The organism is Streptomyces sp. NPDC000983, assembly GCF_040299205.1.
In the GTDB taxonomy this organism is placed as follows: Bacteria; Actinomycetota; Actinomycetes; order Streptomycetales; family Streptomycetaceae; genus Streptomyces.
In genome coordinates this window covers 95,847-119,408 of record NZ_JBEPBM010000025.1, presented here as the reverse complement: position 1 = coordinate 119,408, position 23,562 = coordinate 95,847, and the positions used below count along the sequence as shown (strand labels likewise).

Sequence of the window (23,562 nt, the reverse complement as noted above, 5' to 3'; positions counted from 1 at the left end):
CTACCCGACGCTCTTCCTATCTGAGGGACATGTGGCGGAGCCACCTGTCCCTCCACGCCGTGCGTCGAGAGTGCGTGCCGGGCGTCGCGACGCCGCGGAGATCCATCAGAAGGGCCCTAGGGGTTCAGGAGAGCGGCCAGGTCTTCCAGGCGTGTTCCAGGCGCTCGTAGGCGTCGTCGAACCAGGTGTCGTCCATCGGTACGGTCACCGTGACCGACGTCGGCGGGGTCGAGGTGTCCTCGACGGTGACCCGGGCCAGTTCCGCCGCGGCGTCCCGCTCGACGAGCAGCGACGCCCCGTGCGAGAACGCCCGCCGGTCCTCGTCCTGCCCGGAGTCCAGGGCGTCCAGGGCCTCCTGCCACTCCCGCAGGTCCTCGGCCAGGACCCGGACGTCGAGACGGCCCGAGACGAAGGGGGTGTCGACGACGAGGACGCCCGTGAGGGGCTCCCCGGCCCCCTCCGCCGCGGTGATCCGCAGGACGACGCCGTTCCCGGCGCTCCCCAGCCGCACCAGCTCGACCGCTCCGTCCATGTGCCCTCCCCGTTCCCGCACCGACCTGGCCGAAGAATAGCCTCCGCGCCCGCCGGCCAGGCCACGCCACCGTCTCTCGGGCGGCCGGGGGCATCTCGCTCGCCCGGGGCGGCCGGGCATACGAAAGCCCGCCCCGGGCGCAGGGCCCGGGGCGGGCGAAACCCGTCCCGCGCGGGGGTGTGTGCGGCCCGCGCGCTCAGGGGTCAGCGGTTGAGGATCTCTCTCACCTGGGTCCGGACCACGTCCCGCCGGTCGAGCGGGAGCGCGCCGATGTCGGTGGCCTCCACGGCCGCCAGTACCGCCTCCACGTCGGAGTCGTGGGCGGCGCTCGCGGTGAGGAACTCGTAGCCGTCGCGGACCGCGACCCGCAGGAGCTTCGTGCCGTCGGAGCCGGCGTGTACGGCGGTGGCGACCACGAACGGCGGCGGGCCGCCCGCCTCGGCCTCCTCCTTGAAGTAGCCGCTGGCCAGCGGTGTGCGCCAGCCGATGCTGAGCAGGACCGGACGCTTGGCGAGGAGCTCGGAGAGGTCGGTCTCGTAGACGCCGGCCGCGTCCAGGACCGTCGCGCGGGCGTCGAGGACCAGCGCGGCCGGGAGCAGACAGCGCAGCGTGCTTCCCACGATGTTGCCGCCGACGGTGGCCGCGCGCCGCACGGCACCGGTGCCGATCGTGCCGGCCGCCCGGCGCAGCACCTCCGGCACCCGGTCGTCTATTCGGTGCAGGAGCACGGCCGCACCCAGGGTCCGGGGCCCGAGGACGTTCGCCTCCGGCAGGTTCCTCAGCGACATGACCTGCTCGGGGAAGCCGTCGCGTTGGTAGGTCGCCCAGGCGAGGGTCGCCCCTCCGATCGGCAGTGCCCCCTCTGCGGTGTGCTGCTGTACCTCGGACACGGACGTGGGCAGATGCAACAACACGGAGCGGCCTGCTTTCCGATCGGTTCCGGACAAACGCGTATCGGATTCTCCCCGCCTCGATGGGGGCGCATGCAGGGATCACGGATTCACTCCGCACGCCCCGAGTCGCTACGAAGGCGCAGGTCCGGTGCTCCGGCGCACCACCAGTTCCACGGGCACCAGCGACTCGACGCGCGGCGGCTCCGCGTGCCCGTCGATTCCGGCCAGGAGCAGCCGGAGCGCACGGGTGCCGATCTCCGTGAAGTCGGTGCGCACCGTCGTCAGGGGCGGCAACAGGTGCGCCGCCTCCGGGATGTCGTCGTAGCCGACCACGCTGACCTCGCCCGGGACCGACCGCCCGGCCTCGTACAGGGCGTGCAGCAGGCCCAGCGCCATCTGGTCGTTGGAGGCGAACACGGCGGTCACCTCCGGGCGCCGGGCGAGGAGGCGACCCAGTTCGTAGCCCGAGTCCGCGCTCCAGTCCCCGATCAGCGGCTCGGGGACCGGCGCCCCGTGCTCCGAGAGACACGCCCGCCAGCTCGCGAGGCGCCGGTCGGCGGAGCTGAAGCCCTCGGGGCCCGCGATGTGCCACACGGTGGCGTGCCCGAGGTCCAGCAGATGTCCGGTGGCGAGCCGGGCGCCCGTCCGGGAGTCCCCGGCGACCAACGGCGTCTCGGCGTCGGGCGCGGTCTCCAGCACCACCAGCGGCAGGTCCAGCCGGGTTTCGGCCAGGGCCCTGCCCACCCAGGACTGCGGAGCGATGGCGATCACCCCGTCCGCGCCCTCCGCCGCCAGTCGGCCGACCGCCTCGGTCACCGTGGCGGGGTCGGCCGTGTCCAGGGCGATCGAGCTGACCAGGTAACCGGCCTCCTGGGCCGCGGTGTTGATCGCGGTCAGGATGGAGGCGGGGCCGTAGCGGGCGGCGTCGAAGGAGATCACCCCGAGCATCCGGGTCCGTCCGCTGGCCAGCGAGCGGGCGCTGCGGCTGGGCCGGTACCCGAGCGTGTTCATCGCCGCGAGGACCGCCTCCCGGGTCTCGGGCCGTACGGAAGGGTGCTCGTTGAGCACCCGGGAGACGGTCTGCTTCGACACACCCGCCAGCCGGGCCACGTCGCCCATCACCGGGCGTGCCCCGGCGAAGTTGCGCCTGGCGCGCCCCCTCGGGCCGGGGGAGCCGTCAGGGCTCGGGCTCATGGTCGGTGCTTCCTCGGCTTCGGTGCGGCGGGGCGGCGGGGCGGCGGGGCTGTGGTGCGGGGGTGTGGCGGGGCGGGGTGCGCTGCTGTGGTCCCGCCCGGTCGGGACCACAGCATAGGCGCGGGCGCCGGGCGGGTTGCTCACTGCGTCCGGACCGCCCGTCGGCCGCTCACCCTGTCCGGACCGTCCAGGTGTGGGTGGTGACCCACTCGGCGCCGGTGATCGCGGCCGTCCGCGCCTCCCGGTCGGCCCGTTCCGGCAGGTGCACGGGGGCGTCGGGGTGCAACGGCAGCACCAGCAGCCGCAGCTCACCGGCCGGGAGCCGGTCCGCGCCGATGTCCCAGACCCGGCCCGAGTAGAACTGATCGGCGACCAGGTGCCCGCCCGCGTAGGCCCGCCCCACGTCTCCCGTCCAGGTCAGCCGCAGCAGGGTTCCGGCGGGCAGCCCCTCGGGCACCTCGACGCGGAACTCGGCGGCCACGGCCTCGAAGTGCCGGTCCTCGGGCACGCTCGCCCGGCCCTGGACGCCCGTCACCGGGACCGGCGGCGGCCCCGCGGGACGTACCCGGGTGACAGGCGCGGCGCCGGGGGACGCGGCGCCCTCCAGCGTGTAGCGCGTGAACACGCCGTCCGCGGTGCGGGCCACCGCCGTGCCCTCCGCCGACAAGTCCCCTTCCGGGGCGGGCAGTACGGCGAACGAGGGCCGGGCGACCGTGCTGTGCACCCGGATCCCGGACCCGTTTCCGGACCCCACGCTGGACCCGTTTCCGGACTCGTCGAAGACGATCCCGTCCGCGCAGAGCACCAGCCGGTCGGCGCCCCAGGCCCGTCCCTTGTAGACGCCGCGCGCCGTCGTCGCGTCGAGGACCAGCAGTCCGACCCGGCCGCCGTCGGCCGTCCCCACCTCGACCAGGGCGTCGGTGCCGGGACGCACCCCCGTCACCAGGATCCGGCCGTCCGCGTGCCCGACCTGCGCGCCCGGGGCGTCGACCGTGCTCACCGTGGCCGCTTCCAGGGCGAGTTCGGGCGTGATGCCGTCGGTGGCGGCCAGCACCAGGACCGTGCGCCCGTGGTCCTGGACCGTGCACACGGGCTGCGCGGAGGCCCACTCCAGCCGCAGCCCGCCCACCTCCAGCCGCAGCGGCCAGCAGAAGTACGCGCCGGACGGGACGGTCACCGCGGCGCTCGGGAACTCCAGTTCCGTTCCGTCGCCGCCGAGTTCGACGGCGAACCTCGTCTCCGGGTGTTCCGGCAGCGGCTCGTGCGGCTGGTGGTTGTTGACGAAGAGGAAGCCCGAGCCGCCGTCGCAGCGGACCGCCCAGCGCAGGGTGTCCCGGTCGTGCTGACCGCTCGGCAGCCGCTCGGGGAGCACCGACCGCATGGGGGCGATCCGGTGCCCGAACTCGGCCAGCATCAGGTGCTGGAGGCGCAGTTCGTGGTACGAGGGCCGGTACTGCCCGAACTCGCCCAGCGGCGCCTGGAAGTCGTACGTCAGCCGGGGCAGGTCGTTGGGGTAGCCGGTGGCGTGGGACTCCTGGAGGCCGGTCAGCTCGCCGGGCGGGTTGGTGCCGCCGTGGAACATGTAGTAGCCCTGCCAGACCGATCCGCAACCGATCTTGGTCAGCCCGAGCGCGGCCACATCAGCCGCCTCCACCCGCGGCCGGCGGTGGTACGCCACCGCCATGCCGCCCCCGAGCTCGCAGGTGGCCCAGGGGAACCGGTCCGTCGGGGCGGGTTCGCCGCCGCCGGCGGTGAGGGGCCGCAGATCGGCGCCGATGCCCTCGTCGTCGCGCTGGTCGGTGAAGAAGAAGTGCTTGCGGCAGGTGTCGGGCCAGCCGCCGTCCCACTCGGTCCAGAAGGTCTCCGGATAGCCGCCGTACAGCGGCAGCAGCTCGTCGGCGGGGAGCTGGACCCCGCCCCAGGCGGTCGACGTCCACAGCGGCGCGCTCAGTCCGGCGTCCTGCGCCGTCCGCTTCAGGGTGAGGAGGTGGCCGGGCTGGTCGTACAGCTCGTTCTCGATCTGGACGGCGACGACCGGGCCGCCGTGCGCCCGGTCCAGGCCGCGCAGTTGCTCCGCGATCGCCGCGAACCAGGCCCGCACGGGCTCCAGATAGCCCGGGTCGTCGGTGCGCGGCACGCAGTCGCGGGCGAGCAGCCAGTCGGGCAGGCCCCCGTTGCGGACCTCGGCGTGGCACCAGGGGCCGATACGCGGCACGAAGTCCAGGCCGTGCCGGGCGCACAGTTCGGCGAAGCGGCGCAGGTCGCGGTCGCCGTCGAAGCGGACCCGGCCCTCGACCTCCTCGTGGTGGATCCAGATGACATAGCTCGCCACGGCGGTCACCCCGCCCGCCTTCGTCTTCAGCAGCTCCTCCTCCCAACTCCCGCTGTCCATGCGGGAGTAGTGGAACTCGCCGGAGACCGGGAACCAGGGCCGGCCGCCGCGGGTGAACCAGCGGCCCGTGACCTCGACGGGGTCGGGGACGCCCGGCGCGTCGGTGAAGGGCAGATGGCCGGACGGCGGGGGAGGCAGCGGCGCGCCCGCGCGCAGACGGTGATTCACGAGTGCTTCTCCGGTCCCAGGTCGGCGGTGTCGGTGAGCAGGGCGCGGGCGGTGGTGGTGCCGTGCAGTTCCAGCAGGATCAGCTCGTTGGTGCCGGGGCGGAGCGCCGGGGCGGGCACGTACAGGGTGCGCTGAGGGCCGCGGTTCCAGTAGCGGCCGAGGGCGAAGCCGTTCACCCAGGCGTGGCCCTTGACCCAGCCGGGCAGGGCCAGGAACGCGTCCGCGGGGGTCTCCACCTCGAACGTGCCCCGGTGGAAGGCCGGTTCGGCGCAGACGTCGGAGACGGCCGGGCTGAACTCCGGTTCGCCCGGGTCCGTCAGCGGCAGCGGATGGCAGTCCCAGCCGTGCAGCGGTGCGGAGTCGGCGGTGACCGGGCCCAGCAGTCCCTTGGGGGCGCCGATGCGCGGGCCGTAGTTGACCCCGCCCTGGTTCTCCACCAGGACGTCGAGGACGGCACCGGCGCGCGGCACCCGCACGGGCAGCAGCTCCTCGGAGCGCTCGCGTTCCAGCACGCCGGCCGGGGCGCCGTCCACGAACACCTGGGCGCGGTCGCCCACTCCGCCCGTGAAGCGCAGCAGCCGGTCGCCCGGTTCGGGCAGCGTCGTGCGGTACAGCGCATGCCCGGCGCGCAGTCCCAGGGCGTGCATCGTCGGCGGGTCGCCCTCGGCGCGCACGGGCGCGGTACGGGCGGCCGACGGCAGCAGCGCGGCCCGATGGGTCAACTCGACGTCGGTGGGCGTGAGTTTGGGTGAGGGCGCGGGGACGGGTTCGTCCGGCACCGGTGCGTGGCGGGCGATGACCTCGCGGAACGCGCGGTACTTCGGGCCGGGGTCGCCGTGCTCGGTCAGCGGGGCGTCGTAGTCGTAGGAGGTGACGGTCGGGGCGTAGGCGTGGTGGTGGTTGGCGCCGTTGGTGAGGCCGAAGTTGGTGCCGCCGTGGAACATGTAGATGTTGACGGACGCCCCGGCCGACAGCAGCCGGTCCAGGTCGGCGGCGGCGTCGGCGGCGTCCCGGCCGTGGTGCGGCCCGCCCCAGTGGTCGAACCAGCCGATCCAGAACTCCATGCACATCAGCGGGCCTTGCGGCTGGTGGGCACGGAGTTCCGCCAGGTTCCGGTCGATCCGGGAGCCGAAGTTGCCCGTCGCGAGGACCCCGGGCAGGCCGCCCGCCGCCAGGTGTTCGGGGATGGCCTGGTCACAGGTGAGGAGCAGTTCCTCCACACCGCGGTCGCGCAGGGCCCGCTCCAGGTGCTTCAGGTAGGCGGTGTCGTCGCCGTAGGCGCCGTACTCGTTCTCCACCTGTACGGCGATCACGGGCCCGCCCGCCGCGGCCAGGTGCGGGAGCAGCGGCGGGACGAGGAGGTCGAGGTAGCGGTCGACGGCGCCGGTGAAGCGGGGGTCGGAGCTGCGCGGCCGGATGCCGGGGTCGGAGACGAGCCAGGACGGCAGGCCGCCGCCGTCCCACTCGGCACAGATGTACGGGCCGGGACGCAGGACGACGTTCAGCCCCTCGGCGTGGGCGAGGCCCAGGAAACCGGGCAGGTCGAGGATGCCGTCGAGGACCAGGGGGCCGTCGGGGTCGGGCTGGTGGAGGTTCCACGGCACGTAGGTCTCCACGGTGTTGAGACCCATTAGGCGTGCCTTGCGCAGCCGGTCGGCCCAGTGGCCGGGGTGGACCCGGAAGTAGTGCAGGGCGCCGGAGATGATGCGCAGCGGCTCGCCGCGCAGCAGGAAACCGTCGGACGTCGTCGTCAGGGCAGGCATGCGGGAGCTTCCCTTTCGCGGGTACGGGCGGGCGGATGTGCGGCTCGCAGTGGTGTGGGGGCGGCCGGGGAGGGGAGGTCTGCGAGCTTGCGGGGAGGGGCGGTTGGGCGGCTCGATGACTCGGTGGTGATGGGGATGTTACCGGTAACATCCCGGTGTCGGAAAGCGTTTTCCGCGCTTCGTCGGCGCTCGACGAACGGGATTGGACTGTTCGTCCATCGGCTGGACATGTAGTCTGGCCGTGTTGGTGTGCTCGACGGTCGGGAGCTTGTGATGGCGGCCGAGGTGGCCCTGGACTCCGAGCGGGACGCGGTCATCGCCGCGCTGACGCCGGTCGTGGACGGGCTCGTGGCGACCTTCGGGCCGCTGTGCGAGGTCGTCCTGCACGACTATCGGCGTCCGGAGCGGTCCGTCGTGGCGGTCGCCGGCACCGTGACCGGGCGGTCCGTCGGCGGGGCGATGAGCGAGATCGGCCTGCGCATGGTCGCCCGCGGCCCGGACGCCGAGGACGAGCTGAACTACGTCACCCGGACCGGCACGGGGGCGCTGGTGAAGGCGTCCACGCTCCTCCTGCGGGACTCCACCGGCGAGGTCTTCGGCGCCCTCTGCGTCAACCTGGACGTCACCGCCGTCAACGAGGCCCACGCTCTGCTCGGCGCCCTGGCCGGCGTCGGCCGGGACCCCGCCGAGGCCCCGGTCACCACCTTCGGCAACGACATCGACTCCGTCGTCGACGCCATCCTCGACGCCCACCAGCTCCGCCAGAACCGCGGCTGGGCGGAGCTGGACCGCGACCGGCGCCTCGAACTGTTCCGCGGACTGGACGTACGGGGCGTGTTCGCCGTACGGCGCGCCGTCGAACACGTCGCCGCCCGGCTCGGCATCTCCCGCGCCACCGCCTACAGCTACCTCTCCCAGGCGCGCGCCACGACCGGCCCGACTCCCGACTCCCCCGGAGGAGACGCGTGACGACCACCCCGCCCCCCATCACCCTCGACGACATCCGCGACGCGGCCGAGCGCCTCAAGAAAGTCGCCCACCGCACCCCGGTCCTGCGCTCGCGCACCCTCGACGACCTCGTCGGCGCCGAGGTCCACCTCAAGTGCGAGAACTTCCAGCGGGTCGGCGCCTTCAAGTTCCGCGGCGCCTACAACGCCGCCTCCCGGCTGGCGCCGGAGCAGCTCGCCCGCGGCATCGCCGCCTACTCCTCCGGAAACCACGCCCAGGCCGTAGCCCTGGCCGCCCGGGAACTCGGCACCACCGCCGTGATCGTCATGCCCGAGGACGCCCCGCCCTCCAAACGCCAGGCGACCGAGGCGTACGGCGCCGAGATCGTCACCTACGACCGCTACACCGGGGACCGGGTCGCCATCGCCGAGGCCCTCGCCGCCGAGCGGGGCCTCGCCCTCATCCCGCCCTACGAGCACCCCCACGTCATGGCAGGGCAGGGCACGGCGGCACTGGAACTCCTCGAAGAGACCGGCGCACTGGACGCGCTGATCGTCCCGGTCGGCGGCGGCGGGCTCATCGCCGGCAGCGGTACGGCGGCGAAGGGCCTCCACCCCGGCCTGCGGCTGATCGGGGTCGAGCCCGAGGCGGGGGACGACACCAAGCGGTCCCTGGAGGCGGGTCGGCGCGTCGAGATCCCGGTGCCCAGGACCATCGCCGACGGCCAGGCCCTGCACACCCCCGGCGAACTCACCTTCTCCGTCAACCGGCACCTCGTCGACGCCGTCGCCCTGGTCACCGACGACGAGATCCGGGACGCGATGCGCTTCGCCTTCGAGCGCCTGAAGATCGTCGTCGAGCCGAGCGGCGCCACACCTCTCGCCGCCCTTCTCTCCGGTCGGGCCGGCGTGCTGCCGCACCGGGTCGGTGTGATCCTCTCGGGCGGAAACATCGACGCCGAACGGTTCGCCCGGCTGTGCGGGGACGTCGGCTGACACGGGGGCCCGGCGCCGCCGGTGGCCCCGGGGCGCCGGCCGGCGCCCTCGCCCCGAGGCCCTGGTCCGTATGGCGGTGGTGTGGGGACAGGCGGACGATGGAAAGTGGGGTCCGGCCGTGGCGCGGCCGCCCGGCGGTGGCCCGGAGACGGAGTGCGGACCCCTCGGTACCGAACTCGGCCGGAAGGGGAGCCGTGATGATCGAAGTGAAGATGCTCGAAAAGCCGGACGAGCGGCGCGATTTCCCACGAGGGCATCTGGAGGCCGTCCACCTGACCGGACTCGATTTCGCCGTAGGGACGTTCGAACCGGGTTGGCGCTGGTCCGAGTCCGTGGCGCCGATCGCCGGGACCGAGAGCTGCGAGGTCCACCACAACGGCTATGTCGTCCAGGGCAGGATGCACGTCCGGATGGACGACGGCGGCGAGGCCGAGGTCGGACCGGGCGACGTCTTCGTCATCCCGCCCGGGCACGACGCCTGGGTCGTGGGCGACGAACAGGTGGTCGTGTACGACTTCGCGGGCACGATGGCCACGGAGTACGCCAAGGCCAAGGACTGAACGCCCAGGCGCCGTCACCCTCGGACGGTGATGACGACCTTCGCGCGCGCGTGCTCCACCTCCAGATAGCGGATGGCCTCGGCCGCCTCGCTCAGGGGGTACGTCCGCTCCACCACCGGAGCCAGGCGCCCGGACTCGGCGAGCTCCTTGAGGGCCGCCAGGTTCTCCTTGCTCTGGTGCGCGGGGAGTTCGAGCAGCCGCTGACGCGCGAAGGGCGCCGCCAGCCGCCGCCGCACGAACAGCCCCATCGGGCCGACCAGGCTGCCGCCTTCGTAGACCCCGCCGCCGGACAGCACGAGGCGGCCGTTCGGGGTGACCGCGCGCCGGAACGCCGCCAGTGAGTGGTTGCCGACCAGGTCCAGCACCGCGTCGTAGCGCTTGCCGGCGCGGGTGAAGTCCTCGCGGGCGTAGTCGAGGACATGGTCCGCGCCGAGCGAGCGGGCCATGTCGGCGTTGCGCGCGCTGCACACCGCGGTCACCTCCGCCCCGTACGCCTTGCCGAGCTGCACGGCGAAGGTGCCGACGCCGCCCGAGGCGCCGTTGACCAGGAGGGTCTGCCCCTCGCGCACCGCCGCGACGTCCCGTATCCCGATCAGCGCGGTGTTCCCCGCGAGGGGGATCGCCGCGGCCTGCTCGAAGGTGAGGTTGGACGGCTTGGGGCCCACCGAGCCGCCCGGCGCGCACACGTACTCGGCGAAGGCGCCGTCCGCCTCGCCGAACACCTCGTCGCCGGCCCCGAGGTCGGTGATCCCCGCGCCCACCTGTTCCACGACGCCCGCGAAGTCCCGCCCCCTGACCCGGGCCCGGGGCGCGCGCAGCCCCATCATCCCGCGCGCCAGCTTCGGGTCGCCGTGCATGAAGTGCCAGTCGTAGGCGTTGACCGAGGCCGCGTGCACCCGCACCAGCACCTCGCCGGGGCCCGGGACCGGCCGGTCGATCTCACCGAACTCCAGCACGTCGGCCGAGCCGTACCTGTCCTGCACCACTGCCTTCATGACCTCCCCCTTCGCCTCCTTCGAGCGTAGGCAGCCGGACACGTCGGGTCATCAGGGACGGACCCTGAGGTTTCTGCGGGAAGCCACCCTGCCTTGCCCTGGGAAACCGATCGGTTTACTCTCGTCGTACGAGCTTGTAAACCGATCGGTTTCCGGGTCTCGGCGTCCGTCCTTGCCGTGCCGAAACGGGAGAGTCACCATGACCGCCATCGAAGGATCCACAGCCCTGGTCACCGGGGGCAGCCGAGGGATCGGCCGCGCCCTGGTCACCGCCCTGTACGAGCGGGGCGCGAAGAAGGTGTACGCCACCGCCCGCGACCCGCGGACGGTCACCCACCCGGACGCCGTGCCGCTGGCCCTGGAGGTCGGCGACCCCGCCTCCGTCGCGGCCGCCGCCGAGCGGGCGCAGGACGTCACCCTGCTGATCAACAACGCGGGCGCGAGCGTGAACGCCAACTTCCTGGAGTCCTCCGTCGACGACGTGCGCCGCGAGTTCGAGACCAACTTCTACGGCCCGCTCCTGGTCACCCGCGCCTTCGTCCCCGTCATCGAACGCAACGGCGGCGGGCACCTCCTCAACGTCCACTCCGTGCTGTCGTGGGTCGGGCTCGCCGGGTCCTACAGCGCCTCCAAGGCCGCCCTGTGGTCCCAGACCAACTCGCTGCGCCTCGACCTCAAGCCGCGCGGCATCGAGGTGACCGGTCTGCACGTCGGCTACGTCGACACCGACATGACCACGGGCGTCGACGCCCCGAAGTCCACCGCGGAGAGCGTCGCGGCCCAGGCCCTCGACGGCATCGAGGCCGGCGCCTACGAGGTGCTCGCCGACGACATCAGCCGCCGGGTCAAGGCCGGACTGGCCGCGGACCTCGGGGCGCTCTACCCGCAGCTGGCGGCCTGATCACACCGGTAGCAGCCGGGCCACCAGGCCGCTGAGCTGCCGGGTGTTGCGGCACTCGTGCATCTCCACCAGCCCGGCGTACTCGGGCGCCGCCGAATCGCCGGTGCCCCAGCTCGCCGTCCCCTCGGGGTTGAGCCAGTACACCCGCCGCGCCGCGGCGGCGATCCGCCGGAGCGCGGGCAGGTTCGGGTCGGCCATGTTGGTGCGCGCGTCGCCGAGCACGAACACCGTGGTGCGCGGGCCGACCGCGGCGCCGTACCGCTCGGCGAACTCGCCGAGGGCCATGCCGTAGTCGCTGCTGCCGTGCCAGCCGGTGAGGGTGGCCTCGGCCCGGATGCGGGCGCCGAGGCCCTCGGCGTCGGCGGTGCCGTGCGAGAGCAGGGCGGTCACCTCGTCGACGCGGTTGACGAAGGCGAACACCCTCACCTTGCTGAACTGGTCGTGCAGGGCCTGGACCAGCAGCATGGTGAAGTCGGAGAAGCCGGAGACCGAGCCCGACACATCGCACAGCAGCACCAGTTCGGGGCGGGCGGGCCGCCGCCGGCGCAGCACCGGCCGCATCGGCACCCCACCCGTCGACAGCGAACCGCGCAGGGTGCGCCGCAGATCGATCGAGCCCCGCGAGGCCCGGCGCCTGCGGGCCGCCAGGCGCGTGGCGAGCTTGCGGGCGAGGGGCTGGACCGCCCGGCGCAGCTCGGCGAGTTGGGCCTTGCCCGCGAAGAGGAAGTCGACCCGGTCCGCGGTCGGGGCCACCGCGCGCCGGGCGATCTCGTCCCGATCGCGCCGCTCCGCCACCCGGCGCCGCGCCTCCACCGCCACCAGGGCGCGGAACGCCTCGATGCGCCGCCGGATCTCGTCCTCCAGCAGCCGGTCCGTGAACCCCTGGCTGCCGCCCCGGGCGCGGACGTCGTCCCGGACCCGGGCCAGCAGGGTCTGCGGGCGCAGCCGGTCCAGCGCCTGGTACGACGACCAGCCGTCGGAGGCGGGCGAGGAGCCGTAGCCGCCGAACCCGTCGACGGCCTCCATCGCCAACCGCCCCATCAGCGTACGGTCGTCGGCGGCGAGCGCGGCGGCCAGCCGGTCGCGCAGTTCCTCCCGGTCCGCCGACGCGCGCTCGGGCGCGCCGACACCGCGCGGGAAGTACAGGTCGAAGACCGGGTCGAACACCGTCCGCTGGGCGGTGCCGTGCAGCAGGGTCGCCGCCAGGCCCTCCCGCAGCCGCTCCCGGTCCGCGAGGCCCAGCGCCGCCACGGCCTCGGCCGCGTCCACCGTCTCCCCCGTGCCGATCCGGACACCGTGCGCGCGCAGGGCCGCGACCAGCGAGGTCAGCCGCTCGGTGACCCCGGCGGGCGTGGTCACAGGGCGTCCAGATCGAGTTTGGCCGCGGCCTTGAGGATGTCGTCCCGGTGCTTCAGCAGAACGCCGAGGCTGTCCCGTACGACGGACTCGTCCAGGGTGTCCGCGCCCAGGGCGAGCAGGGTGCGCGCCCAGTCGATCGTCTCCGCGACCGACGGCAGCTTGCGCAGGTCCATCGCCCGCAGCGCACCCACCACGCGCACCACCGACCGGGTCAGCGCCTCGTCCAGCCCCGGCACCTTCAGCCGTACGATCCGCCGCTCCAACTCCTCGTCGGGGAAGCCGATGTGCAGGAAGAGGCAGCGGCGGCGCAGTGCCTCGGAGAGCTCACGGCTGGCGTTGGAGGTCAGGACGACGAAGGGGCGGCGGGTCGCGGTGACCGTACCGAGTTCGGGCACCGTGACCTGGAAGTCGCTGAGCACCTCCAGCAGCAGGCCCTCCACCTCCACGTCCGCCTTGTCGGTCTCGTCGATCAGCAGCACCTTTGGCTCGTCGCCGCGGATCGCCGTGAGCAGCGGGCGGGGGAGCAGGAACTCCTCGCTGAAGATGTCGGTGCGGGTCTCGTCCCAGGACTCGTCGCGGCCCGCGCTGATGCGTAGCAACTGCTTGGCGTGGTTCCACTCGTACAGGGCGCGCGACTCGTCCACGCCCTCGTAGCACTGGAGGCGGACGAGCCGGGCGCCGGCGACCTGGGCGACGGCCTTGGCCAGCTCCGTCTTGCCGACCCCGGCAGGGCCCTCCACCAGCAGCGGCTTGCCCAGCCGGTCGGCGAGGAAGACGGTCGTGGCGACCGCGGGCGAGGCGAGATAGCCGGTCTCGCTCAGGCGCGCGGAGACGTCGTCGACGGATGTGAACAACGAAAGCCTCCAGGTCGGCGGCGGTGCGGGCCCCGAGGACGGGGATGCGGGCGGCCCCGAGGGCGGGGCCACGGCACTATCTAAGCGCTTGTTCAGCGCTCGTGTCACGCCCCGGTCCGACCTGGGACGAGGGGGATACCGATCGGTTTCCATTGATGTCGACTCCGCGGTAACCTCGCCGTATGGCCACAGACAAGGCGTCCACCAGGGACCGGCTCCTCGATTCGGCCGCCGAGTTGTTCTACCGCGACGGCGTCTCCGTCGGCGTCGAGGCGCTGTGCCGGTCCGCCGGCGTCTCCAAGCGCTCCATGTACCAGCTCTTCGCCGGCAAGGACGAGGTGCTGGCGGCGAGCCTGGAGCGGCGGATCCCGGCGTACGAGGCACGGCTGGTGCCCGCGCCCGAGGAGGCCGGCACGCCCCGTGAGCGGATCCTCGGCCTCTTCGAACGGCTGGAGGGCGCATCCGCCGAGCCCGGCTACCTCGGCTGCGCCTTCCTGGCCGCGCTGGTCGAGCTGAAGGACCCCGCACACCCCGCGAGCACCGTCGCCCGCACGGTGAAGGACCGCCTGCGGGAGTACCTCCGCGCCCAGGCCGAACAGGGCGGCGCGCACGACCCGGAGCTGCTCGCCCGCCAGCTGATGCTGGTCTTCGACGGGGCGAGCGCCCGCGCCGGGGCCTGCATCGAGACGCTGGACGGCCTCCTCACGGTCACCGTCACCGCGCTGCTGGACGCCGCCGGTACGAAGTGACCTCCGGCCGCCCGCGGCGGCCGCCTCCGGCCGGCACCGGCGGCACCCCGGACGGGTCACCACGACGGGCCGCGCCGCGCGCCCGGTGCACTGGAGCGATGACCGCGCCTCCCGACGGCTGCCTCGCGGCCCTGACCCAACAGGCCGACAGCAGAAGGCGGTTGGCCTCCGGCATGGCTCGGACCCACCTGGAGGACAAGGGCCTGCGGAAGTGACACACCCGTGACAACCGTCACGGCACCGGTGCGGCGCGCCGCCTTCCGGGCCGTCGCCGACGGCGATACAGGTACCTCATGACGACGGTCGACGGGGGACGCCACCGCACGTGGTGGCAGGGCATGCGGGAATCGGTCGAGGGGGCGGAGACAGAACTGCGCCCGGAGGGGCTGACCGACCTGGTGCCGGCCGGACTCGGCCCGGTCTACGCGAAGTTCGGCGACCTCTATCCCGAACAGCAGCTTCAGATGCAGCTCCTGTACGGAGCCTCGCAGCGGGCCTTCGAGCACAACACCCGGATCTCGGCACGCGTCACCGTGCAGCGCGTCCTCGGCAACGCGCTCGCCGATCCACGGCTCGGCGACGTCAAACCCGACGACCATCTGGCCGAGTACCTCGACGAGGAGATCGCCGACCTGCGCGGACGGCTCGCCCAGGACAGCGCGATCGCCGTCAGCCGCGGCCTCAACGTCGGCCTCACCCTGGGCTGCGCCGCGAGTCTGGTGCTGCTGGTGGTTCCGCTGCTGTGGGGCGTGGGCCTGCTCCAGGCGCTCGGCGTCACCCTCAACTGCACCAACCGCTGGCATCTGCTGGGTGCGTTCGTGTGCGGCGGGGTCGGCGCGTTCGGCGCGGTGCTCAGTGTCCTGGTGCGGCTGCGGGGCAACGCGGAGCAGCTGACGAAACGTCAGAACAGTTCCAGGGAAGGGCTGATCGTGCCCGGCCAGATGGCCCGCAGCATGCGGCACGAGGGCGTGTACCGGGTGGTCGTCGGCTGGATCCTCGCGCTCGCGGTGTACTTCCTGCTCAGCGGGGGTCTGGTCCCGGTCTTCGCGGTACCGGCCACCGCCGCCGAGATCTGCCCGTCCGCCCAGAACCCGGGGTCGGCGGCCAAGGGCACCGACTTCTGGGGCTTCTGGTGCGCGATCGGCTTCGTCGCCGGCTTCAACGAGCGGTGGGCCTTCGGCATCCTGGGCCGCGAGGCGACCCGCAGGCCCAAGAGCGCCTGAGCCGCGCCCCGCGACCCGTTCGAACCGGATCACGGCCACACGCCAACGGCCGCGCGCCCGGCCGCACTCCGGGCCCGGCGAACGGCGGACCCCGCCGCTACGCCTCGTCCGCCGGTGAGCCGACCAACACCACCTCCAGGGTGCGCGGACCGTGGACCCCCTCCACGCGGTCCAGCTCGATGTCACTCGTCGCCGAAGGGCCCGAGATCCAGGTCTGCGGACGGAGCGGATCGAGGCGCTCCAGCGCCTGCGGGACCGACGCGACGACCTGCTCGGGGACCCGGACCACGCAGATGTGGTGATCGGGCACCAGCGTGATCCGGCGGCGCCCCTGGTCGGGGGAGCCGTCGAGGACGATGGTGCCGGTCTCGGCGATCGCTAGGGCGCAGCCGGTGACGACGCTGTCGACCTCGTCCAGCTCGCGCGCGGTGCTCACCGCCCTGTCGTGCACCCGCGTGGGACCGGCGGCCGGCATCCACTCCGGCGGGAGTCCCGGCGGCACGAGCACCTGCCGCGCCCCCCGCGCGGCCAGCAACCCCCCGATCAGGCTGCGCAGTTCGACCTCGTCCGTGCGGTGCACGATCGCCCGGTACTCCGCCAGGTTCTCCGCCAGCAGATCCACCGTCCGCTCGACCCCGAGCGACCCGTGCTCGCGCAGATAGTCCCGCGCCACCGCCTCCTCGTACGGCCGCTCGTCCGGGGTCACGTCGGCCAGGGCCCGGCGTACCCGGCCCAGGACCCTTTCCCTGCTGCTCACTTGGCCGTGTCCTTTCCGCCGTGCGTGCGCTTCCACCAGTCCCGGAACGGCTCGGGAGGTACTGCGGGCAGCTCCCGCGTGCCGCTCCACGCCTTGCCGGGCCCGGGCAGCCTGCGCGGGTGCAGCCGCCGGGTGCGCGAGGCGAGCCGCTGCCCGGTGGCCAGCGCGGCCGGGCTGGAGAACGCCCAGCCCGCCGCCCGCAGCGCCGCCCGCTCGGCGGCGTGCCCCTTCGCCGGCTTCAGCACCACCTTGTTGCCGCCCCGGACGGCCTCCCCGCCCTGGACGACCCGTTCCCGCAGATGCACCAGCACCTCGGGGATGTCGATGGCTACGGGACACACCTCGTAGCAGGCGCCGCACAGCGAGGACGCGAACGGCAGGGAGGCGTCGACCTCGCTTGCCGTGCCCCGCAGTTGAGGACTGAGGATGGCGCCGATCGGGCCCGGGTAGACCGAGCCGTACGCGTGCCCGCCCGCGCGCTCGTACACCGGGCAGACATTGAGGCAGGCCGAGCAGCGGATGCAGCGCAGCGCCTGGCGGCCGACCTCGTCGGCGAGGGTGTCGGTGCGGCCGTTGTCGAGGAGGACCAGATGGAACTCCCCGGGGCCGTCGCCGTCCGTCGTACCCGTCCACATGCTGGTGTACGGGTTCATCCGCTCGGCGGTGGAGGAGCGCGGCAGGGTCTGGAGGTAGACCTCCAGGTCGCGCCAGGTCGGCACGACCTTCTCGATGCCGACCACCGAGATCAGCGTCTCGGGCAGGGTCAGGCACATCCGGCCGTTGCCCTCGGACTCCACCACCACCAGGGTGCCGGTCTCGGCGACCATGAAGTTGGCGCCGGAGACGCCGACCTTGGCGCGCAGGAACTTCTCCCGCAGGTGCAGCCGCGCGGCCTCGGCGAGTTCGGCGGGCGTGTCGGTGAGACCGTCGGGCGCCGGGCGGCCCCACTCGCCCATCTCCCGGGCGAAGATGTCCCGGATCTCGCCCCGGTTGCGGTGGATGGCGGGGACCAGGATGTGCGAGGGCCGGTCCTTGCCCAACTGCACGATCAGCTCGGCGAGATCGGTCTCGTAGGCGCCGATGCCCTCCGCCTCCAGGGCCTCGTTGAGGCCGATCTCCTGCGTGGCCATCGACTTGACCTTGACGACCTCGCTCTCCCCGGTCGCCTTCACCAGGTCCGCGACGATCCGGTTGGCCTCGTCGGCGTCCGCGGCCCAGTGCACGACACCGCCCGCCGCGGTCACCGACTCCTCCAACTGCACCAGATAGCGGTCCAGATGACGGAGTGTGTGGTCCTTGATGCGGGCTCCCGCGTCCCGCAGCTCGTCCCAGTCCGACAGCTCCGCCACCGCCTTGGCCCGCTTGCCGCGGATGGTGTGGGTGGCGTGGCGCAGATTGCCGCGCAGGGTCGGGTCGTTCACCGCCTCGGCGGCGGCCGCCGGGAAGGCCGGCATCCCCAGGTACGTTCCGCTCATGCGGCCGGTTCCTCCTCCGTGCTCGCCAGGATCTCCGCGATGTGCACGGGCCGCATCCCGGTGGAGAGCCGGGCCATCGTCCCGCCGATGTGCATCAGACAGGAGTTGTCGGCCGAGCACAGCACCTCGGCGCCCGTCGACTCGGCGTTGCGCACCTTGTCGGCGCCCATCGCCGCGGAGACGTCGGAGTTCTTCACGGCGAACGTGCCGCCGAAGCCGCAGCACTCGTCGGCGCCCGGCAGTTCGACCAGGTCGATCCCCTTCACCGCGCGCAGCAGCCGCTCGGGCCGGTCCAGCAACCCCAGTCCGCGCAGCCCGTGACAGGCGGGGTGGTAGGTCACCCGGTGCGGGTAGTAGGCGCCGACGTCCGTCACGCCCAGCACGTCCACCAGGAACTCCGTCAGTTCGTACGTCTTGGGCACCACCGGCGCGAGGGTCGCCGCGAGCGAGTCGCCGCGGCCCTCCGCCCGGGCCCGCTCACCCATCCTCGGATACAGCTCCCGCACCATCGCCCCGCACGACCCGGAGGGCGTGACGATCGCCTCGTACTCCGCGAAGACCTCGCAGAAGCGCCGGGCCAGCGGCTCCGCGCCGTGCCGGTAGCCGGTGTTGTAGTGCGCCTGCCCGCAGCAGGTCTGCGCCATCGGGAAGTCGACCTCGACACCCAGCCTGGTCAGCAGCTTCACCACGGCGCGCCCGGTGTCCGGATAGAGCGTGTCGTTGACACAGGTGAGGAACAGAGCGACTCGCATCGCGGCTCCTTTGTCGATCATCGGATGAGTGCAGAGTAGTGCGGGGCCCCGGTCCCGCCGGGGCCTCGAACGGGCCCCGGCGTGCCGGGGGTCGGCTTGCTTTCAGGCCCCGGCGAGCCGGGCCGCGGCCTCCCGCCACCGGGCGGTGTCGCCCCGCGGCTCGTAGCGCGTCGACGGCTGGGTGCGGGTGAGCAGCCGGCGCCCCTCCGCGAGGTCCCGGACCAGGTCGTGCGACCGGGCCTGGACCAGCACGTTGCCGAGGGCGGCGGCCTCCGTCGGGCCGGTCACCACGGGCAGCCCGCAGGCGTCGGCGGTGAGCTGGCACAGCAGCGCGTTGCGGGTGCCGCCCCCGACGACGTACACCACGTCCACCGGCCGGTCCGCGAGCCGTACGGCGTCCGCGACGGCCTCGCGGTGGGCCAGCGCCAGGGAGTCGAGGATGCACCGGGTGATCTCGGCGGGCGACTGGGGCACCGGCTGCCCCGAGGCCCGGCAGGCCTCGGCGATCCGCTCCGGCATCCGGCCCGGCGCGAGGAACGCGGAGTCGCCCGCGTCCACCACCGACCGCAGCGCCGGAACCTTGGCCGCCCGGAGCAGCAGCCCGCCCAGATCCGGCTCGCCCCAGGCGCGCAGGCACTCCTGGAGCAGCCACAGGCCCATGATGTTGCGCAGGTAGCGGACCGTGCCGTCCAGCCCCAGCTCGTTGGTGAAGTTGGCGGCCCGGCTCTCCTCCGTCAGCACCGGCGCGTCCAGCTCCAGGCCGGCCAGCGACCAGGTGCCGGTGCAGATGTAGGCGAACCGCTCGCCGTCCCGGGCCGGCACGGCGGCCACCGCGGAGGCGGTGTCGTGCGAACCGACCGCGGTCACCGGCACCGGCCCGCCGAGCCCGGTCTCCTCCAGCACCTCGGGCCGCAGCAGACCCGCCGGGTCGCCCGGCCGGCGCAGCGGCGCGAACAGCTCCAGACCGATACCGAGCCGCGCCGCCAGATCGTGCGACCAGTCGCGGGTGCGCGGGTCGATCAGCTGCGTCGTCGAGGCGTTGGTGAGTTCGGTGCCCTGCTCACCGGTGAGCCAGTACGTCAGCAGGTCGGGGATGAGCAGCAGCCGCTCGGCCTGGGCGAACTGCCGGGAGGACCGGGCCGCCGTCAGCTGGTACAGGGTGTTGAACGGCGCGTACTGCAGGCCCGTGGCCGCGTACAGCTCCTCCGCGGGCACAGTGGCCCACACCTTCTCCGCGACACCCTCCGTACGGGCGTCGCGGTAGTGCACGGGGTTGCCGAGCAGGGCGCCGTCGGCGTCCAGCAGCCCGTAGTCCACGGCCCAGCTGTCGATGCCGACGGAGTCCACCCGCCCGCCCGCGCGCAGTCCGTCGAGGACCCCGGCGTAGAGGGCGAGGACGTCCCAGCGGAGCCCCTCCGGGGTGCGCACCGGCCGGTTGGCGAACCGGTGCGCCTCGGTCAGCTCCAGGCTGTCCGGCCCGACGCGGCCGACCATGACACGTCCGCTGGACGCGCCGAGGTCGACCGCGGCGTACGCCTTCACGGAGCCGCTCACCGAAGGAAGGCGGCCGCGACGCCGGCGTCGACGGGGACGTGCAGCCCGGTGGTGTGGGTGAGGTCGCCGCCGGTGAGCGCGAACACGGCGTTCGCGACGTGCTCGGGCAGCACCTCGCGCTTGAGGATGGTCCGCTGGGCGTAGAACTCGCCGAGCTTGTCCTCCTCGATGCCGTACGTCGCGGCGCGCTGGGCGCCCCAGCCTGCGGCGAAGATCCCGGAGCCGCGCACCACCCCGTCGGGGTTGACGCCGTTGACCCGGATGCCGTGCTCGCCCAGCTCGGCGGCGAGGAGGCGCACCTGGTGCGCCTGGTCGGCCTTGGTGGCGGAGTAGGCGATGTTGTTCGGGCCGGCGAAGACGGCGTTCTTGGAGGCGATGTAGACGACGTCGCCGCCCAGGCCCTGCGCGATCATCATCCGCGCGGCCTCCCGGGACACCAGGAAGGAGCCGCGGGCCATGATGTCGTGCTGGAGGTCCCAGTCCTTGGCGGAGGTCTCCAGCAGTGGCTTGGAGATGGAGATGCCGGCGTTGTTCACCACGAGGTCGACACCGCCGAAGGCCAGCGCGGCCGCCTCGAACGCCTCGGCGATCTGCTCCTCGGAGGTCACGTCGACGGTGACGGCGACGGCCCTGTCCGGCCCGCCCAGCTCCTCGGCGACTGCGGCGGCGTTGTCACCGTTGAGGTCGGCGACGACGACACACGCGCCCTCGGCGACCAGCCGGTGCGCGATGGCCCTGCCGATGCCGCTGCCCGCGCCGGTCACCAGCGCGACGCGCGTGGCCAGGGGCTTGGGCCTCGGCATGCGCTGGAGCTTGGCCTCCTCCAGCGCCCAGTACTCGATGCGGAACTTCTCCGACTCCTCGATCGGCGCGTACGTCGACACCGCCTCGGCGCCGCGCATCACGTTGATCGCGTTGACGTAGAACTCGCCGGCGACCCGCGCGGTCTGCTTGTCCTTGCCGAAGGAGAACATGCCCACGCCGGGGATGAGCACGATCGCCGGGTCGGCGCCGCGCATGGCGGGGGAGTCGGGCTCGGCGTGGCGGTGGTAGTAGGCGGCGTACTCCTCGCGGTACGCGGCGTGCAGCTCCCGCAGCCGTGCGACCGCGTCCTCGACGGGCGCGGTGGGCGGCAGGTCCAGGACCAGCGGGCGGACCTTGGTGCGCAGGAAGTGGTCCGGGCAGGAGGTGCCGAGCGCGGCGAGCCGGGGGTGCTCGGCGCGGGCGAGGAAGTCGAGGACGACGTCGGAGTCGGTGAAGTGGCCGACCTGGGCCCGGTCCTGGGAGGCGAGGGCACGGACGTACGGCGCGAGGGCCGCGGCCCGCTTGCGCCGCTCGCTGCCGTCGAGGGCCTCGTAGCCCGCGACGACGGCGCCGAAGGGCTCGGCGGCGCCCTTCTCCGCGAGGAACGCCTCGGCGGTGCGGATGATGTGCAGGGAGTTGCGCTCGCACTCCTCGGAGGTGTCGCCCCAGGCGGTGATGCCGTGACCGCCGAGCACACAGCCGACGGCCTGCGGGTTGGCCTTCTTCACGGCCGCGATGTCCAGCCCCAGCTGGAAGCCGGGCCGCCGCCAGGGCACCCACACCACGGTGTCGCCGAAGCACTCGGCGGTGAGCTTCTCACCGTCGGCGGCGCAGGCCAGGGCGATCCCGGAGTCGGGGTGGAGGTGGTCGACGTGGGCGGCCTCGACGAGTCCGTGCATGGCGGTGTCGATGGAGGGCGCGGCACCGCCCTTGCCGTGCAGGCAGTAGTCGAAGGCGGCGACCATCTCGTCCTCGCGCTCGACACCCGGATAGACGTCGACGAGCGCCCGCATCCGGTCCAGCCGCAGCACGGCCAGCCCGGCCTCGGTCAGGGTGCCCAGGTCGCCGCCGGAGCCCTTGACCCACATCAGCTCCACGTCACCGCCGGTGACGGGATCGGTCTCGGTGCCCTTCGCGGACGTGTTGCCGCCGGCGTAGTTGGTGTTACGAGGATCGGAACCGAGCCGACGGGACCGAGCGAGCAGAGCGGCTGCTTCGGGGTGGGTGCTCATGAAGATTCCTTACTGATCAGAAGAGGACGAGCGGACTCACCTGGGGGCGCGGGGCCGTATCGATGTGCGGCCACGCCGCGTGGGCGCGACACGCCACGACGAACCCGCACCCCGCGACGTACCGAACCCTCACGCCCCCCACCCCGCCTGCTCCCCGCCAACCCGCTCGGCGACAATCCGCTCGGCCCACCCGGACCGGGAGTACGCCCCCAGCGGATCGGGGTCCAGCCCCATCTCCTCCCGCAGCTCCCGCAGCAACGGCCGCACATCCGTGTTGTACGCGTCCATGACCACGGCGTTCGCCCCGAGCACGTCACCGGCGGCCTGCGCCGAGGCCAGCGCGGCACGGTCCACGAGCAGCGCCTTCGCGGTGGCCTCCTGGACGTTCATCACCGAACGGATGATCGCCGGGATCTTGGCCTCGATGTTGTGGCACTGGTCGAGCATGAACGCGACCTCGGGCGAGTACCCGCCGCCGCGCACCACCTCGTACATGATCCGGAAGAGCTGGAAGGGGTCCGCCGCACCGACCATCAGGTCGTCGTCGGCGTAGAAGCGCGAGTTGAAGTCGAAGGCGCCGAGCTTCCCCTCGCGCAGCAGCGTGGCGACGATGAACTCGATGTTGGTGCCCGGCGCGTGGTGCCCGGTGTCGACGACGACCTGCGCCTTCGGGCCGAGCTTCAGGCAGTGGGCGTAGGCCGTGCCCCAGTCCGGGACGTCGGTCGTGTAGAAGGCGGGCTCGAAGAACTTGTACTCCAGCAGCATCCGCTGCCCGTCGCCGAGCCGCTCGTACACCTCGGCCAGCGCCTCGGCCAGCCGGTCCTGGCGGCCGCGGATGTCGTCCTGCCCGGGATAGTTCGTGCCGTCGGCGAACCACAGCTTCAGATCCGCCGAGCCGGTCGCGTCCATGATGTCCACGCACTCCAGCAGATGGGCGACGGCCTTGCGCCGCACCTCGGCGTCGGGGTGGCAGACGCTGCCGAGCCTGTAGTCGTCGTCCTGGAAGGTGTTGGAGTTGATCGCGCCCAGGCGTACGCCCCGTTCCTCGGCGAACTTGGCGAGCGCCGCGTAGTCCTCGACCTTGTCCCACGGGATGTGCAGCGCCACCGTCGGGGCCACTCCCGTGAACGCGTGGACCTGGGCGGCGTCCTCCAGCTTCTCGAACGGGGTGCGGGGCACCCCCGGCTGGGCGAACACCTTGAACCGGGTTCCCGAGTTCCCGTACGCCCATGACGGCGTCTCGACGGCCTGGGTCCTGAGCGCGGCCTTCACCGCGGCGAGGTCGGTCACTTCGGGCTCCTGTGACATCGGTTCGGAGAGTCTTCAGAAAACGATCGCTGTGAAACGATTCAACACCGGAAGTTATGAGCCCTGAGCAGGGGTGTCAACCCCCAGGGTCGAGGCTGTTGCCTGTGGCTCCGTTGTGACCTTCCCCGTCGAAACTTTTTCGATACGGACCCAT

General features: G+C 73.0%; 20 protein-coding genes. 6 read left to right on the top strand and 14 right to left on the bottom strand.

Going from position 1 to position 23,562, the window contains the following annotated elements; all coding sequences use genetic code 11:
• Window positions 1-124: 124 nt before the first annotated feature.
• The 5 genes from ABT296_RS26310 to ABT296_RS26290 all read right to left on the bottom strand — a co-directional run bounded on the left by ABT296_RS26310 (window position 125) and on the right by ABT296_RS26290 (window position 6,942).
• Window positions 125-532, bottom strand: a complete 408-nt coding sequence (locus tag ABT296_RS26310) for a DUF5959 family protein (protein WP_351931105.1) — start codon at window positions 530-532, stop codon at window positions 125-127.
• Between the two features lie 203 nt (window positions 533-735).
• Window positions 736-1,446, bottom strand: a complete 711-nt coding sequence (locus tag ABT296_RS26305) for an FAD binding domain-containing protein (protein WP_351931104.1) — start codon at window positions 1,444-1,446, stop codon at window positions 736-738.
• A 108-nt stretch (window positions 1,447-1,554) separates the two neighbouring features.
• The gene (locus ABT296_RS26300; RefSeq protein WP_351931103.1) at window positions 1,555-2,619 is read right to left on the bottom strand and encodes a LacI family DNA-binding transcriptional regulator; all 1,065 of its coding nucleotides are present in this window, start codon (window positions 2,617-2,619) and stop codon (window positions 1,555-1,557) included.
• 169 nt (window positions 2,620-2,788) lie between these two features.
• Window positions 2,789-5,179, bottom strand: coding sequence for a beta-galactosidase (locus tag ABT296_RS26295; protein ID WP_351931102.1), 2,391 nt, complete (start codon window positions 5,177-5,179; stop codon window positions 2,789-2,791).
• A complete protein-coding gene (locus tag ABT296_RS26290) occupies window positions 5,176-6,942 on the bottom strand; it encodes a glycoside hydrolase family 35 protein (RefSeq protein ID WP_351931101.1) in 1,767 nt (588 codons plus the stop codon). The genes ABT296_RS26295 and ABT296_RS26290 overlap by 4 nt, the downstream gene beginning before the upstream one ends.
• Before the next feature lie 273 nt (window positions 6,943-7,215).
• On the opposite strand from ABT296_RS26290, the gene ABT296_RS26285 reads away from it, so the two are divergent.
• From ABT296_RS26285 to ABT296_RS26275, 3 genes are all read left to right on the top strand, one after another.
• Window positions 7,216-7,911, top strand: a complete 696-nt coding sequence (locus ABT296_RS26285; protein WP_351931100.1) for a helix-turn-helix transcriptional regulator — start codon at window positions 7,216-7,218, stop codon at window positions 7,909-7,911.
• Entirely contained in the window at window positions 7,908-8,885 is a 978-nt protein-coding gene (locus tag ABT296_RS26280; RefSeq protein WP_351931099.1) for a pyridoxal-phosphate dependent enzyme, read from the top strand. The genes ABT296_RS26285 and ABT296_RS26280 overlap by 4 nt, the downstream gene beginning before the upstream one ends.
• Window positions 8,886-9,082: 197 nt before the next feature.
• Complete coding sequence (locus tag ABT296_RS26275) at window positions 9,083-9,445, top strand: cupin domain-containing protein (protein WP_351931098.1); 363 nt, start codon at window positions 9,083-9,085, stop codon at window positions 9,443-9,445.
• A 14-nt stretch (window positions 9,446-9,459) separates the two neighbouring features.
• Here ABT296_RS26275 and ABT296_RS26270 read toward each other — a convergent pair whose 3' ends face one another.
• Window positions 9,460-10,440, bottom strand: a complete 981-nt coding sequence (locus ABT296_RS26270; protein ID WP_351931097.1) for an NAD(P)-dependent alcohol dehydrogenase — start codon at window positions 10,438-10,440, stop codon at window positions 9,460-9,462.
• Between the two features lie 199 nt (window positions 10,441-10,639).
• On the opposite strand from ABT296_RS26270, the gene ABT296_RS26265 reads away from it, so the two are divergent.
• A complete protein-coding gene (locus tag ABT296_RS26265) occupies window positions 10,640-11,341 on the top strand; it encodes an SDR family oxidoreductase (protein ID WP_351931096.1) in 702 nt (233 codons plus the stop codon).
• Here the strand turns inward: ABT296_RS26265 and ABT296_RS26260 are convergent, their stop codons facing one another.
• Both ABT296_RS26260 and ABT296_RS26255 read right to left on the bottom strand, forming a co-directional pair.
• Window positions 11,342-12,700 carry a vWA domain-containing protein gene (locus ABT296_RS26260; protein ID WP_351931095.1) on the bottom strand — a complete coding sequence of 453 codons (1,359 nt, stop codon included), beginning with the start codon at window positions 12,698-12,700 and terminating at the stop codon, window positions 11,342-11,344. It abuts the gene before it with no gap.
• Window positions 12,697-13,554, bottom strand: coding sequence for an AAA family ATPase (locus ABT296_RS26255; protein ID WP_351931094.1), 858 nt, complete (start codon window positions 13,552-13,554; stop codon window positions 12,697-12,699). Before ABT296_RS26255 ends, ABT296_RS26260 begins: the two co-directional genes overlap by 4 nt.
• 182 nt (window positions 13,555-13,736) lie before the next feature.
• Here ABT296_RS26255 and ABT296_RS26250 point away from each other — a divergent pair, with 182 nt between their 5' ends.
• Window positions 13,737-14,303 (top strand): TetR/AcrR family transcriptional regulator, encoded by a 567-nt coding sequence (locus ABT296_RS26250; protein WP_351931093.1) that lies wholly within the window; start codon window positions 13,737-13,739, stop codon window positions 14,301-14,303.
• 293 nt (window positions 14,304-14,596) lie between these two features.
• The gene (locus ABT296_RS26245; protein ID WP_351931092.1) at window positions 14,597-15,526 is read left to right on the top strand and encodes a hypothetical protein; all 930 of its coding nucleotides are present in this window, start codon (window positions 14,597-14,599) and stop codon (window positions 15,524-15,526) included.
• Between the two features lie 97 nt (window positions 15,527-15,623).
• Here ABT296_RS26245 and ABT296_RS26240 read toward each other — a convergent pair whose 3' ends face one another.
• From ABT296_RS26240 to rhaI, 6 genes are all read right to left on the bottom strand, one after another.
• Window positions 15,624-16,283, bottom strand: a complete 660-nt coding sequence (locus ABT296_RS26240; protein WP_351931091.1) for a LutC/YkgG family protein — start codon at window positions 16,281-16,283, stop codon at window positions 15,624-15,626.
• Window positions 16,280-17,758, bottom strand: a complete 1,479-nt coding sequence (locus tag ABT296_RS26235; protein ID WP_351931090.1) for a LutB/LldF family L-lactate oxidation iron-sulfur protein — start codon at window positions 17,756-17,758, stop codon at window positions 16,280-16,282. The genes ABT296_RS26240 and ABT296_RS26235 overlap by 4 nt, the downstream gene beginning before the upstream one ends.
• Window positions 17,755-18,510, bottom strand: a complete 756-nt coding sequence (locus ABT296_RS26230; RefSeq protein WP_351931089.1) for a (Fe-S)-binding protein — start codon at window positions 18,508-18,510, stop codon at window positions 17,755-17,757. Before ABT296_RS26230 ends, ABT296_RS26235 begins: the two co-directional genes overlap by 4 nt.
• 102 nt (window positions 18,511-18,612) lie before the next feature.
• The gene (locus ABT296_RS26225) at window positions 18,613-20,052 is read right to left on the bottom strand and encodes a rhamnulokinase (RefSeq protein ID WP_351931108.1); all 1,440 of its coding nucleotides are present in this window, start codon (window positions 20,050-20,052) and stop codon (window positions 18,613-18,615) included.
• An 8-nt stretch (window positions 20,053-20,060) separates the two neighbouring features.
• Window positions 20,061-22,100, bottom strand: coding sequence for a bifunctional aldolase/short-chain dehydrogenase (locus ABT296_RS26220; RefSeq protein ID WP_351931088.1), 2,040 nt, complete (start codon window positions 22,098-22,100; stop codon window positions 20,061-20,063).
• 129 nt (window positions 22,101-22,229) lie between these two features.
• Window positions 22,230-23,390: an L-rhamnose isomerase gene (gene rhaI, locus ABT296_RS26215; protein WP_351931087.1), complete on the bottom strand. Its 1,161-nt coding sequence runs from the start codon at window positions 23,388-23,390 to the stop codon at window positions 22,230-22,232.
• Between the last annotated feature and the right edge of the window lie 172 nt (window positions 23,391-23,562).

Bases quoted from the DNA above. Each gene is read 5' to 3' on its own strand.
- ABT296_RS26265 (WP_351931096.1), top strand. From the start codon at position 10,640: ATGACCGCCATCGAAGGATCCACAGCCCTGGTCACCGGGGGCAGCCGA.
- ABT296_RS26235 (WP_351931090.1), bottom strand. From the start codon at position 17,758: ATGAGCGGAACGTACCTGGGGATGCCGGCCTTCCCGGCGGCCGCCGCC.
- ABT296_RS26300 (WP_351931103.1), bottom strand. From the start codon at position 2,619: ATGAGCCCGAGCCCTGACGGCTCCCCCGGCCCGAGGGGGCGCGCCAGG.
- ABT296_RS26290 (WP_351931101.1), bottom strand. From the start codon at position 6,942: ATGCCTGCCCTGACGACGACGTCCGACGGTTTCCTGCTGCGCGGCGAG.
- ABT296_RS26275 (WP_351931098.1), top strand. From the start codon at position 9,083: ATGATCGAAGTGAAGATGCTCGAAAAGCCGGACGAGCGGCGCGATTTC.
- ABT296_RS26250 (WP_351931093.1), top strand. From the start codon at position 13,737: ATGGCCACAGACAAGGCGTCCACCAGGGACCGGCTCCTCGATTCGGCC.
- ABT296_RS26270 (WP_351931097.1), bottom strand. From the start codon at position 10,440: ATGAAGGCAGTGGTGCAGGACAGGTACGGCTCGGCCGACGTGCTGGAG.
- ABT296_RS26245 (WP_351931092.1), top strand. From the start codon at position 14,597: ATGACGACGGTCGACGGGGGACGCCACCGCACGTGGTGGCAGGGCATG.
- ABT296_RS26230 (WP_351931089.1), bottom strand. From the start codon at position 18,510: ATGCGAGTCGCTCTGTTCCTCACCTGTGTCAACGACACGCTCTATCCG.
- ABT296_RS26220 (WP_351931088.1), bottom strand. From the start codon at position 22,100: ATGAGCACCCACCCCGAAGCAGCCGCTCTGCTCGCTCGGTCCCGTCGG.
- ABT296_RS26285 (WP_351931100.1), top strand. From the start codon at position 7,216: ATGGCGGCCGAGGTGGCCCTGGACTCCGAGCGGGACGCGGTCATCGCC.
- ABT296_RS26310 (WP_351931105.1), bottom strand. From the start codon at position 532: ATGGACGGAGCGGTCGAGCTGGTGCGGCTGGGGAGCGCCGGGAACGGC.